Source organism: Phocaeicola sp. (assembly GCF_057861905.1).
Window position 1 is genome coordinate 1 of record NZ_DBMACV010000087.1, and the last position, 12,307, is coordinate 12,307.

The window sequence follows — 12,307 nt, forward strand, 5'->3', positions numbered from 1 at the left end:
ATTGTTTCTTTGAAAACAAACCGGATGCATTGCAAGGATACTATATTGAGGACTCAAAACAACTGGCCTTATTCTAAACTTATCCCGAACTCAGGTAATTTCTTGTAAGATTCTGTATATTTCTACTATGTTTTCGGATGGTATAGTCAGATTCATTATATCATCCGATATGTAAGGGTGTATTGTAAGAGTATTTAATGTATTCAGTTTTTCAATATATAAATTGAACATCTGGTATAGGCTGATGTTGCTGAAGTTAGGAGCCGATAGTTGATGTGATATATTGCGTACGTTTTCTCGTATCTCTCCCACTTGCGTTGCCAGACGGCCGGCGCTTGTTTGTTTCAATTGCATCTCTATTGCCAGCAATTCATTGCATACATCGTTATGGAGTTCTTTCGAGATGTGTTCGTTGCTGTCTTCCAGTCCTTTCAGATATTGGTCGGTCATTTTTTTATTCATTTCTCCAATGAGCAGTTTGCTTTGTGCTTCTTTGTTCTTTAATTCTTTTTCCAGTTCCGAGTGTTTGAGCTTAAGGGCAACTTTTCTTTTTTGGAGACTGATAATGATGATGACGGATAATAGTACAATTAGTACGAGTATGCTGGAAATAATATAAGTGCGTGTCTGGTAGGCAGCCTTGTTTTTTGCCTGTTCGGCATTAAGGCTGATAATCTTCAGGTCCTTTTCTTTGGTTTCCAGTTCGGCTTCGAATCCGGCCAAGCGGTTATGAAAACTCTTGTGCTGTATCTTTTGTTCTGTTTCGTATGCTTCAAGAGCTAACTGGTAGGACGTCTGCGGATGATTTCTTTTCGATTCTATCTCTGCCAGGGCAAGAAGTGATTTCGTCAGCATTATGCTGGGATTCTTTCTGTAAAAGGCTAATGCCTTCGATAGATAGTTATGAGCCTGTTGCAAAGAATCGGTAGCTTGGAAAAGCATGTAGCCATACAGATAATCGAGGTTGGCTATGTTGTATTCATTTTTTGTCTGCTTTTTATAGCTTATAGCTTTTTGATAATAACGGATAGCCGAGCGAGAGTCGCCTGTATCATAAAGAGCTTTAGCATAGTTGGTATATACATAAAGTTTCAATCCAGCCGGCATGTTCTCTTGCAAAAGTTTTGTTGCCAGTTGCAAACTGTCGAGTGCATTGTGATAATATTCTCCGTTTGTCAGCAGAATGGCATGATTGCACAGGTAACTTATCTTGTTGATTTGATTATTGAATGCAAGTGTATCTGTTTGTGGATATGAAAATATTTTTCGTGAGAAGGTGATAGCTTGTTGAGTTTCCTCCAGTTCGTTGTATAGTGTGGCTATGTTGCTGATAATAATGGCAGACAGATTGTAGTCCTTCTGATATTCTGTTATTTTCAGCGCTTCTTTGTACATCAGAATTGCCTTGTCAAGCATGAATAAGTTTTTGTGTATAACTCCCGACAAATTGTACGATTCGGCCAGACGTGCGGTATCTTTGATTTGAACAAACAGGTCAATTGCTTCATCTGTAAACTTCTTGGCTTCGTAAAGTTTATTGCTTGACCATAGTCCATAGGCTATTTCATAAGTCGCTATGCCTTCCGACTGCTGTATTTGTTTTCGTGTTTCGGAAGAATATTTTCTATCTTTCAGGCGTATGGCTTCTTCTCTGGCATCTTTAAGAATGGAATATGCTTTGGTATAATCTCTTTTGGAGTTGAGATAAGTTGCATAGGTAATATTCAGGTCTAATGCAGATACAGGATCATTGCTATAGTTTATTTGCCGGCATGCAAGAGAATATATGGAATCCATTCGGAAAAAATCACCTTCGTCTCCATATTGTTGTATTTGCTTGGTGAAGTCGAAGTCATTCGCAATAATATGTCCTGCAAAAGCAATTAAAAACGTAATAAATATAAATCTTCTCATGCTGTAATCCATCCTTTAATGAAAGCCAGGCGCATAAGATGTGAAACATTGATCGCACCGCTTTTTAATAATATATTCTTGCGCATTGTATCAATCGTACTCTTGCTGAGATTTAGTTTTTGTGCGATCTCTTCGGAGGTGTATCCACAAGACAACATATTGATAATCTCTTTTTCACGTGGACTCGGAGTATAAGTAATTGAATCCATTACGGAGTGATCTCCTATAAGCGACAATGTAATGTTTAAGGCTGTCGGAGAATAATATTTGTTTTTTGTCGATAAAATAGTATCGATGGCCTTTTTCACTTCATCTGTATCGTCGTTTTTGGTAACAATACCGGCAACTTCTTTTTTTATAAGAAGCTTTATGATCCAGAATTCTGTGTGCATTGTATAAATCAATACAGGAGTCTGAGGTATTTTCTTTTGCAGATAGGGGAGCAGTTCCAATACGGTTTTGTCTTGCAATTCGTAGTCTGCAATTAGGAGATCAAGTGGATTGTTGTCTATATAATTGTATAATTCAGAATAATGTTTGCCTATTGTAATTTTATATTTATTGTCGAGAGTCAGCAGTTTGGCTAACCCTTCCGCAATAATAGGATGGTCATCTAAAATGTAAATATGTTCTTGCATACTAAGGTACTTGTTGTTAAAAAGATTTGTTCTTGTTTTTCTCTGTTACAAATATGGTTAATTTATATTTTTAATGCAAATTATTCTTCTCTTTTTGATAGCATATTCCTTTTTATTTTGTATGGATTATACAGTTGCCGAATGTTATAAATTTTCTTGATTTATAGATCGTTTCAAGTTTGTCAGGGATTTTTTTTCTTGGATCAATAAAAGTTCTGCCAAGGCAAAAATACTTTGTTCGTAAATGGTTCGGAAAGTAGGTAAAGAGAGGATGTATAAGAATTTTGTATTTTTACTTGGTGTAACGACAAATAACAATAATTCGGCTGAGAAGGCTTGTTTTTTGCAAAAAATAATTAGGATAATTAGAACGAATCTTTTATTTTTGTTTCGCTAATACATAAATGAGAAAACATCAATAATTATATAAAGATTATAAAATCATGGAAAACGAAGAATTGATTAAATTGTGTTCTGACAAAGCTCAGAAGTGGTTAACTCCGGCTTATGATGCAGAAACTCAGGCCGAAGTAAAGCGTATGTTGGAAAATCCTGATAAAACAGAATTGATAGAAGCTTTTTATAAAGACCTTGAATTCGGTACAGGTGGTTTGCGTGGCATCATGGGTGTAGGTTCAAACCGTATGAATATTTACACTGTTGGTGCGGCTACTCAGGGATTGTCTAACTATCTGAACAAATGTTTTGCAGGCAAAAAAGATATTTCTGTAGTTGTTGGTCATGACTGTCGTAACAACAGTCGTCTGTTTGCCGAAATTTCTGCGAATATCTTCTCTGCAAACGGAATTAAGGTTTATTTGTTCGAAGACATGCGTCCTACTCCAGAGATGTCATTTGCTATTCGTCATTTGGGATGCCAGAGCGGTATTATTCTTACAGCTTCTCACAATCCGAAAGAATATAACGGTTATAAGGCATATTGGGACGATGGAGCTCAGGTTCTTGCCCCGCACGATAAAGGTATTATTGAGGAAGTAAACAAGGTTGCTTCTGCATCTGATATTAAATTCGAAGGCAATAAGGAACTGATTCAGATTATCGGTAAGGAAATTGATGATGAATACTTGCGTCAGGTTCATACTATTTCCATCGATCCGGAAGTTATCAAACGTCAGAAAGACTTGAAGATTGTTTATACTCCTATCCACGGAACTGGTATGATGCTGATTCCGCAGTCGCTGAAGTTGTGGGGATTCGAAAATGTTCATTGCGTTCCTGAACAGATGGTTAAGAGTGGTGATTTCCCGACAGTCGTTTCTCCGAACCCGGAAAATGCAGAAGCTTTGACATTGGCTATCAAGCTTGCTAAAGAAATTGATGCGGATATCGTCATGGCTTCCGACCCTGATGCCGACCGTGTAGGTATGGCTTGTAAGAATGACAAGGGTGAATGGGTATTGATTAACGGTAATCAGACTTGTTTGATCTTCTTGTATTACATTATCAAGAACCGTATTGCAATGGGTAAGATGAAGGGTAACGAATTTGTTGTAAAGACAATTGTTACTACTGAACTGATAAAATCGGTTGCTGATAAGAATCATATCAAGATGTACGACTGCTATACTGGATTCAAATGGATTGCTCGTGAGATTCGTTTGCGTGAAGGTAAAGAACAATATATCGGCGGTGGTGAAGAAAGCTACGGATTCCTTGCAGAAGATTTTGTACGCGATAAAGATGCAGTTTCTGCATGTTCTTTGCTTGCTGAAATTTGTGCATGGGCAAAAGACCAAGGCAAAACACTGTATGATATCTTGATGGAAATCTATGTAGAATACGGATTCTCTAAGGAAGTTACAGTGAACGTTGTAAAACCGGGTAAGAGTGGAGCCGATGAAATTAAGGCTATGATGGAAAACTTCCGCGCTTGTCCTCCGAAAGAACTGGGTGGATCGGAAGTTGTATTGGTTAAAGACTACAAAACTCTGAAAGCTACAGACAATAAGGGTAATGTAACCGATTTGAATATGCCAGAACCATCGAATGTACTTCAGTTCTTTACAGCTGATGGAACAAAGGTTTCTGTACGTCCGTCAGGAACAGAGCCGAAGATTAAATTCTACATGGAAATTAAAGGTGAGATGGGTTGCCCGAAATGTTTTGCAGGAGCTGATGCTGAAGCAACAGAAAAGGTAGAAGCAGTCAAGAAATCTTTGGGTATCTAAAAGCAGAAATTTTTGCATCATAATTTAAAATCCGGTGGGCTTTAATGAAAAGTCCCCCGGATTTTTTGTCTATTCTTCCGGATAATCGGCATAAAGCAGATATCTTTTTCTCATAATTTTGTATTTCTCCAGATCATCTTTCCATGCAGAGCGAATTTGCTGTTCTGTTTTCCCTTGCAGAATATCCTGTCGGACCTGCCCGGTTCCCATCAGAAGGTCAAACCATTTAGGACGGGTGAAGAATGACTTTTCGGCATCAGGCATACAGGCTTGATAAGCTTTGTAGAATTGGAGTACATATTGTAACGAAAATCCTTGCGGTATTTGGGAAGAAGTACGGAGGTCTATCCCGTAGCAGTTTATGTTTTTGTGCAGCGGATTCTTGTCTGAACCCTTCAAAGAACGTGGCTTGAGGCAGAAACTGAACGTCTGCCGGGTAAAGGGACTGCCTATTACCTGAAAAGGCCATTCTGTTCCTCTGCCGACACTCACAGAGGTTCCTTCGAAAGGACAGAGGGACGGATAAAGTGCGATGGCCTGGTCGTTGGGCAGGTTGGGTGAGGGTTTTACCGGAAGTGAATAAGGCTGGCCGTGTTTCCAGTTTTCTACTGTAATGACTTTCAACTGGCATTGAAGGCCCTTTCCCAGCCATCCTTCTCCATTAATCATTTGTGCCAGCTCGCCTATTGTACATCCGTGCAGGACAGGTATTGGAAACATTCCCACAAAGCTCTTGTATTTCAGGTTGAGTACCGGACCGTCTACATAGTCGCATGGGTTAGGATGATCCAGCACGATCAGCTCTTTCCGGTTTTCGGCACACGCTTGCATTACATAAAACATCGTACTGATATAAGTATAAAATCGCGCTCCGACGTCTTGCATGTCGAAGATAACAATATCAGTTTGGCTCAGTTGTGCTGGCTGAGGCTTTTTTTGTGTGCCATACAGAGAGATGATAGGAACATGTGTGCGTGTATCCTTGCCGTTTCGTACCGTTTCTCCTGCATCAGCATCTCCACGGAAGCCATGCTCGGGGGCGAAAACCTGCACAATGTGTATGCCACTGTTATACAATGTGTCGAGCAGATGCACACCATTTACCAGAGAAGTATGGTTTACTACCAGTGATATCTGCTTGTCTTTTAGCATAGGAAGCAACTGTTCCATCTTGTCGGCGCCGTTACGAACCTGTGCTGATGCCTGCACGACTGTCAGCAGCCAGCAAACGAATAAAGTAATATATTTCATGTGGGACAAATAATTTTTTCGTACCTTTGTTTCATACAAAGGTAATAATAAAAGAAAAAATCCATGAATCCACTGGCATTAATAGATAAGTATTATCCTGAAGACAACGAATTGAAGCATATTTTGCTGGTACATAGCCGTTCGGTAGCCGATAAGGCTCTTGCGCTGGCGAAGAAACATCCCGAACTGAATTTAGACTTGCAGTTTATAGAAGAAGCAGCCATGCTTCACGATATCGGAATATTTCGGACCGATGCAGAAGGTATCTGTTGCTTTGGAAAGTATCCTTATATCTGTCACGGCTACTTGGGAGCCGAACTTGTTCGTCAGGAAGGGTTTCCGAAACATGCATTAGTCTGCGAACGTCACACCGGTGCCGGATTATCCTTGCAGGATATCATACGTCAGGACTTGCCTGTTCCTCACAGAGAAATGATGCCTGTCAGTCTGGAGGAACAAATCATTTGTTTTGCCGACAAGTTCTTTTCCAAGACCAAGCTCGACCGTGAGAAGAGTATCGACAAGGCGCGCAAGAGTGTTGCCCGTTATGGTGAAGAAGGCGGTAAACGTTTTGACCACTGGTGTAAACTCTTTTTATAGTCTTAAAAAATACATTAAAATCTGTGGCTCTTGTGTTTATTTGCGAGAGAATGCTTACTTTTGCACCGCATTGCGTAAAAGATTGATGAATGGCGTCATTTAAAAAAGCTACATATTTATTGTTTGTTCTGTTCTTTTGGGGATTTTTTTTCTCTCTGTATGCTGAAACGCAGCGTGTCAGAGGAAAGAGAATGAGAGGAAACAGAACGGAAGCTCATGCCGATTCGCTGGCGGTCGATTCACTTAAAGGCGATTCACTGCATATGGACTCGCTGGCCGTAGATTCTGTTGGTGCAGATTCGCTGGCCCTTGATACTACTTCTAAGAAACAACCTCTGGATGCACCTGTAATTTACGAGGCTTCCGATTCCATCGTTTTTACCAAAGGAGGTTTTGCTCATCTATATGGTGATGGTAAAGTCAATTATCAAAACATTGAGTTGACTTCTGCTCTGATAACCATGAATATGGACAGCAGTACGGTCTATGCCCGTGGTGTTGCTGATACGACTGGTGTAGAGCAGGGAACTCCTGTCTTTAAGGATGGAGAAACACCCTACGAATCGAAGACAATGCGTTATAATTTCAAGACTAAGAAGGGATTTATCAATAACATTGTAACGCAGCAGGGTGAAGGATACGTAACCAGTGAGAATGCCAAAAAGGGAGCAGATGATGAAATTTACATGACTCAGGGTAAATATACTACCTGCGACAACAAGGAACATCCGCACTTTTATTTGAAATTGTCTATGGCCAAGGTACGTCCAAAGAAGGATGTTGTATTCGGGCCTGCCCAGCTTGTAGTAGAAGATGTCCCTCTTCCGATAGCCGTTCCATTCGGATTTTTCCCGTTCAGCAGCAGTTATTCTTCAGGTTTCATCATGCCTACATATGGTGACGAAATGAATCGTGGTTTTTATCTGCGTGATGGTGGATATTATTTTGCCATCAACGATAGGGTAGACTTGAAAGTGCTGGGAGAAATCTATACAAAAGGTTCATGGGGACTGTCGGCTGCTTCCAATTATAATAAGCGTTATAAGTATAGTGGCTATTTTAATGCCAGTTATTTGGTGACAAAGACGGGAGAAAAGAACATGCCCGATTATGTGGTTTCTAAAGATTTCCGTATACAGTGGAGTCACCGTCAGGATTCGAAAGCAAGTCCGAACAGCTCTTTCTCGGCCAGTGTAAACTTTGCAACCAGTAGTTACGACCGTTCGAGCTTGAGTTCATTGTACGACCCTTCTGCTTATAGTAACAACACAAAGGCGTCAAGTATCAGTTATTCTCGAAATTTTCCGGAAATTGGCCTGAATATTTCGAGTACGTTTAATATTACTCAGAATACGAGGGACTCTTCTGTCAATATGACTTTGCCTGACCTGAATATTTCTTTGAGCCGTATTTATCCGTTCAAGCGCAAGAAAGCAGCCGGCGACGAACGCTGGTATGAAAAGATTTCTTTCCAGTATACAGGTGCTTTGACAAACAGTGTTGATACAAAGGATAATCTGCTTTTTAAGACTCCTTTCTCGAAATGGAAGACAGGTATGAAGCATACTATTCCGGTTGAGGCTACATTCAGCTTGTTTAAATACATCAATATTACTCCTTCGTTCAACTATACCGAACGCTGGTATACGCGTAAAGTCATGCAGAGCTATGATGAAAAAACGCACGAAGTGGTAAAGGATACCATCAACGGGTTTAATCGTGTATACGATTATAATATGGCTGTTTCGATGAATACAAAGCTGTATGGTATGTATAAGCCTTTGTTTATGAAGAGCAAGGAGATTGTGATTCGTCACGTCGTAACTCCGTCGGTCAGCTATACATATACGCCGGACTTCGGTAAGTCGCGTTACGGCTATTACGAAACATACACCTATACCGACGAAAACGGTGAGGTCCGCATGGCAGAGTATTCGCCCTATGAAGGTGCTCCTTACAGCTATCCGGGTAAAGGTGTGTCACAGAATGTCAGCTTCTCGCTGAAGAATAATCTGGAAATGAAAATGGCTTCCGATAAGGATACAACGGGTTACAAGAAGATCAGTCTGATTGATGACTTGAGCGGAAGCTTGTCGTACGATATTGCTCAGAAGCGGTGGAGTAATCTTTCGCTGACGGCTCGTCTGAAGTTGACCAAGAATTATACGTTCAACATGAATGCAACGTTTGCAACTTATGCCTATAAGTTCGACGAAAATGGTAATGTAGTTGAAAGTGACCGTACAGAATGGTCGTACGGACGTTTCGGACGATTCCAGGGATATAGTGGTTCTTTCTCGTATACATTGAATAATGATACTTTCAAAAAGTTGTTCGGCAAAAAGGACGACGAGAAAAAGGATAAGGATAAAAAGGATACAGACGACGAGGATGAAGAAGAAACCGACGACGAAATGACCCAGAAGAATAATTCGGGTACTCGCAAGACGGAAAATGCGACTCTTGATCCGGATGGTTATCTTGCCTTCAAGTTGCCGTGGAGTTTGAGCTTGAGTTATAGCTATAGTATTCGTGAAGACAGAACGAAGCAGATTAATATCAAGACCATGCGTTATCCGTATTCGCTTACTCACTCGCTGAATATCTCGGGTAATATCAAGATGGGTAGCCGCTGGAACGTAACTTATTCGAGTGGTTACGACTTTACTTCGAAAGAAATGTCAATGACCACGGTGAACATCACTCGCGACTTGCACTGTTTCAATATGAGTTGCGGTCTGGTATTTGGTCCGTATACTTCGTATAACTTCTCCATTCGTGCCAATTCGGCTATGCTGACCGACGCTTTGAAATGGGATCAGCGTAGTAATACGGGTAGTCAGGTTACATGGTATTGATGTACATTGATTGATAGATAATATGCAAAGAGCCGCCGGATTATTTCCGGCGGCTCTTTGCATATTGGTACGTAAGGCCTACCACTGGATAGGCGTCTCACCATGTTGAATCAAGTATTCATTGGTTCGGCTGAAATGTTTGTTGCCGAAGAAGCCATTGTATGCCGAGAGTGGCGAAGGATGAACGGAAGTAAGCACCAGATGCTTGTTGCGATCGATAAAGGCTCCCTTCTTTTGCGCATACGATCCCCACAAGATAAATACCAGATGCTCGCGGTTTTCGGCCAAGGCACGGATAGCTGCATCGGTAAACTCTTCCCAGCCTTGCCGCTGGTGTGAGCCTGCCTGATGAGCACGGACAGTGAGTGTGGCGTTCAGCAGCAGCACACCTTGTTCTGCCCAGCGGGTAAGGTTGCCTGTAGATGGCATAGGAGTACCCAGGTCGTCGTGTATTTCCTTGAATATATTTTGTAACGACGGAGGAAACGGGATGCCGTCGTTTACGGAAAAGCAAAGTCCGTGTGCCTGTCCCGGTCCGTGATACGGATCTTGTCCGATGATAACCACCTTTACCTTGTTGTAAGGGCAGAGGTTGAATGCATTGAATATCAGTTTTCCCGGAGGATATACGGTGGTTGTCTGATATTCCCGGCGTACAAAGTCCGTCAGGCGTATGAAATAATCTTTGTCAAACTCTGGAGCCAGTACTTGCTTCCACGATTCTTCTATCTGTACGTTCATGCTGTATTTTCTCTAAATGAATAACTTATGTATGATATATGTCAGACAAATTTAGTAAAAAGGCGTAAATTATTATTGCAGCGAAAAGAACTTTTTCATTATCCATATCTTTGTGTTGCATGAAATTGGATTGCTGAGGTAATGTTGTTGGAAACAATGTCCTCTGAAAGGAGGGAGATTATAGGCATCAGAAGTGCAGATTGGAGCGGTTCTTGTTGGGCCATATGATGAGGCAGGAGTCTTTTATATGCTCGCTTTATGGGGTGAAGGGCGTGAAGGGCAAGGAAAGGTAAAAAAGTTCTTTAGATGAAGGATTGGTGATGTTGGAAGAAAAATATTGGCTTCATTACATAAATTTCTCTCGACGTTTTTTTATTTTTTGTACAAAAAATAAAATGATTTGTACAAAAAAAGAAAAGAGATAATGGAATGTGGCGATAACCTTCCTCGGTTTATCTTTTAGAGATGGGGAAATCCTGCCGGATTGGTGAAGCGGGCGCTATAGAACAAGATAAGGCTGCCTCATATATGGACTCTGAGACAGCCTTGGAGAAAAAATCAGTTTGCGTATTGCCTATGTGTTTAAATGAGTTGCATGCCCAGTTCGGCACATTCTTTGCGCATCTCTTCCGGCCAAATGCTGGCTTGGATTTCGCCGATGTGTGCTTTCTTCAGGTACAGCATGCAGAGTCGTGACTGTCCGATACCCCCTCCGATACTGAGTGGAAGTGAACCTTCCAGCAGTCTTTTGTGGAAATAAAGTTTGGTCCGTTCTTCCTTTCCGGCCAGTTCCAGCTGTTTGAGCAGTGCTGGTTTGTCTACACGGATTCCCATCGATGAGAGTTCGATGGCGCGTCCCAATACGCTGTTCCATACCAGCAGGTCGCCATTCAGTCCCGGAAGTCCGGTCTTCGGATCGATTGTCGTGTAGTCATCATAATCGGGAGCACGTTTGTCGTGCGGCTGTCCGTTGCTCAACTTGCCTCCTATACCGATGATGAATACAGCTCCATATCGTTCGGTAATCAAGTCTTCCCGTTCCTTGGGAGTCTTGTCGGGGTACATGTCGAGCAAATCCTGCGAATGGATGAAATGTACATCGTGGGGCAGGAAAGAGGTGATTTGCGGATAGACCTCACAAATCATATATTCTGTGCGGCGCATAGCCGAATAAATGCGTGTAACGATGCTTTTCAGAAAATCCACAGTCCGCTGTTCGGGTGTGATGACACGTTCCCAGTCCCATTGGTCTACATAGAGTGAATGCAGGTTTCCCAGCTCTTCGTCGGCACGGATTGCGTTCATATCCGTATAAATGCCATATCCCGGTTCTATATTATAGTCGGCAAGTGTTACGCGTTTCCATTTGGCAAGCGAATGTACCACTTCAGCCTGTTGCTCTCCCAAGTCCTTTATCGGAAAGGTGACCGGGCGTTCTATTCCGTTCAGGTCATCGTTCATACCCATGCCTGTGAGCACAAAAAGCGGTGCCGTAACACGGCGCAGACGCAATTCAGAGGACAGATTTTGCTGGAAAAAATCTTTAATTTGTTTTATTCCCAGCTCTGTCTGCTTCATATCAAGCAAAGGTCGATAGTTGTTTGGTTTTATCAGGTAACTCATGTCTTATAAAATTTTCTATATTTAAATACGTAGGCAAAGATAATTATATTTTGTAAAAATGCAATGCGATTTATGAAAATATTGTCATTGTGTGTTTTGTTTCTTTGTTTTTGTTGATAAAATGATATTTGGAAAATCGAAGAAATATCATCTTTCTTATTATTTTTCTCTTCGATTATTAGGACAAGATGCAGAATAATTGTATTTTTGTCGCGGTTTTGAGAAATACTTGCACCCATAGTTCAATGGATAGAATAATGGATTCCGGTTCCATCGATTGGGGTTCGACTCCCCATGGGTGTACTTATATCAGGACAATATGGGTAAGAGCTTGCTAAAAAACATTTTAGTAGGCTTTTTTTATGTGTATTCGATTGGGGGGAGGTAGCATTTTTATACCTGAGTTCGGGATAAGTTTAGAATAAGGCCAGTTGTTTTGAGTCCTCAATATAGTATCCTTGCAATGCATCCGGTTTGTTTTCAAAGAAACAAT

General features: G+C 41.2%; 8 protein-coding genes and 1 tRNA gene. 4 read left to right on the top strand and 5 right to left on the bottom strand.

The window, feature by feature from the left end; genetic code table 11:
- Nucleotides 1-90: 90 nt before the first annotated feature.
- Together ACZM60_RS13200 and ACZM60_RS13205 are read right to left on the bottom strand one after the other, a co-directional pair.
- On the bottom strand, nt 91-1,914 hold the full coding sequence (locus ACZM60_RS13200) for a sensor histidine kinase (protein WP_489521729.1): 1,824 nt from the start codon (nt 1,912-1,914) through the stop codon (nt 91-93).
- Nucleotides 1,911-2,552 carry a DNA-binding response regulator gene (locus ACZM60_RS13205; protein ID WP_021971050.1) on the bottom strand — a complete coding sequence of 214 codons (642 nt, stop codon included), beginning with the start codon at nt 2,550-2,552 and terminating at the stop codon, nt 1,911-1,913. The genes ACZM60_RS13200 and ACZM60_RS13205 overlap by 4 nt, the downstream gene beginning before the upstream one ends.
- 443 nt (nt 2,553-2,995) lie before the next feature.
- Between ACZM60_RS13205 and ACZM60_RS13210 the strand changes: the two genes are divergently transcribed.
- Nucleotides 2,996-4,741 carry a phospho-sugar mutase gene (locus ACZM60_RS13210; protein WP_021971051.1) on the top strand — a complete coding sequence of 582 codons (1,746 nt, stop codon included), beginning with the start codon at nt 2,996-2,998 and terminating at the stop codon, nt 4,739-4,741.
- Between the two features lie 69 nt (nt 4,742-4,810).
- Here ACZM60_RS13210 and ACZM60_RS13215 read toward each other — a convergent pair whose 3' ends face one another.
- A complete protein-coding gene (locus ACZM60_RS13215) occupies nt 4,811-5,992 on the bottom strand; it encodes an exo-beta-N-acetylmuramidase NamZ family protein (RefSeq protein ID WP_489521730.1) in 1,182 nt (393 codons plus the stop codon).
- Between the two features lie 63 nt (nt 5,993-6,055).
- Here ACZM60_RS13215 and ACZM60_RS13220 point away from each other — a divergent pair, with 63 nt between their 5' ends.
- Together ACZM60_RS13220 and ACZM60_RS13225 are read left to right on the top strand one after the other, a co-directional pair.
- Nucleotides 6,056-6,592 carry an HD domain-containing protein gene (locus tag ACZM60_RS13220; protein ID WP_021971053.1) on the top strand — a complete coding sequence of 179 codons (537 nt, stop codon included), beginning with the start codon at nt 6,056-6,058 and terminating at the stop codon, nt 6,590-6,592.
- 89 nt (nt 6,593-6,681) lie between these two features.
- Nucleotides 6,682-9,450 (top strand): putative LPS assembly protein LptD, encoded by a 2,769-nt coding sequence (locus ACZM60_RS13225; RefSeq protein WP_489521731.1) that lies wholly within the window; start codon nt 6,682-6,684, stop codon nt 9,448-9,450.
- A gap of 78 nt (nt 9,451-9,528) precedes the next feature.
- Here the strand turns inward: ACZM60_RS13225 and ACZM60_RS13230 are convergent, their stop codons facing one another.
- Nucleotides 9,529-10,191, bottom strand: a complete 663-nt coding sequence (locus tag ACZM60_RS13230) for a uracil-DNA glycosylase (protein ID WP_340319199.1) — start codon at nt 10,189-10,191, stop codon at nt 9,529-9,531.
- Between the two features lie 582 nt (nt 10,192-10,773).
- Nucleotides 10,774-11,814 (bottom strand): aspartate--ammonia ligase, encoded by a 1,041-nt coding sequence (asnA, locus tag ACZM60_RS13235; protein ID WP_021971057.1) that lies wholly within the window; start codon nt 11,812-11,814, stop codon nt 10,774-10,776.
- Between the two features lie 231 nt (nt 11,815-12,045).
- Between asnA and ACZM60_RS13240 the strand changes: the two genes are divergently transcribed.
- Nucleotides 12,046-12,117 (top strand) — tRNA-Arg (locus ACZM60_RS13240).
- The last annotated feature ends 190 nt before the right edge of the window (nt 12,118-12,307 follow it).

What these genes read in the sequence shown, in the direction of transcription:
- ACZM60_RS13200 (WP_489521729.1), bottom strand. Translation starts at nt 1,914, where the DNA reads ATGAGAAGATTTATATTTATTACGTTTTTAATTGCTTTTGCAGGACAT.
- ACZM60_RS13205 (WP_021971050.1), bottom strand. Translation starts at nt 2,552, where the DNA reads ATGCAAGAACATATTTACATTTTAGATGACCATCCTATTATTGCGGAA.
- ACZM60_RS13210 (WP_021971051.1), top strand. Translation starts at nt 2,996, where the DNA reads ATGGAAAACGAAGAATTGATTAAATTGTGTTCTGACAAAGCTCAGAAG.
- ACZM60_RS13215 (WP_489521730.1), bottom strand. Translation starts at nt 5,992, where the DNA reads ATGAAATATATTACTTTATTCGTTTGCTGGCTGCTGACAGTCGTGCAG.
- ACZM60_RS13220 (WP_021971053.1), top strand. Translation starts at nt 6,056, where the DNA reads ATGAATCCACTGGCATTAATAGATAAGTATTATCCTGAAGACAACGAA.
- ACZM60_RS13225 (WP_489521731.1), top strand. Translation starts at nt 6,682, where the DNA reads ATGGCGTCATTTAAAAAAGCTACATATTTATTGTTTGTTCTGTTCTTT.
- ACZM60_RS13230 (WP_340319199.1), bottom strand. Translation starts at nt 10,191, where the DNA reads ATGAACGTACAGATAGAAGAATCGTGGAAGCAAGTACTGGCTCCAGAG.
- asnA (WP_021971057.1), bottom strand. Translation starts at nt 11,814, where the DNA reads ATGAGTTACCTGATAAAACCAAACAACTATCGACCTTTGCTTGATATG.